The sequence below is a fragment of the Streptococcus sp. HMSC072D07 genome, from assembly GCF_001814835.1.
In the GTDB taxonomy this organism is placed as follows: Bacteria; Bacillota; Bacilli; order Lactobacillales; family Streptococcaceae; genus Streptococcus.
In genome coordinates, this window is record NZ_KV818067.1 from 98607 (window position 1) to 98911 (window position 305).

The following is a 305-nucleotide window of genomic DNA, read 5'->3' on the forward strand; positions in this document are numbered from 1 at the left end:
CAGATCTGGTCTAACTCACGCTTCAAGATCGCCCTTAAGGTGGCAGACCGTTCGGACTCCAATGAAATGCTTCATACACCGGACGCGGCCGAGATTACCCAGACAGGACGTGCCTATCTACAGGTCGGGAATAACGAAGTCTATGAGCTCTTCCAGTCAGCCTGGTCAGGGGCAGATTACCAGCCGGACAAGGACGATATGGGGATCGAAGATCATACCATCTACCTAATCAATGAATTGGGCCAATATGAGATCTTGAATGAAGACCTATCAGGCTTAGAAGATGTGGATGAGATCAAGGAAGT

Annotated in this window: 1 pseudogene; it reads left to right on the forward strand. The window is 49.2% G+C overall.

Going from position 1 to position 305, the window contains the following annotated elements:
- Positions 1–305: pseudogene (locus tag HMPREF2991_RS11420) on the forward strand (cell division protein FtsK); the annotation flags it as partial.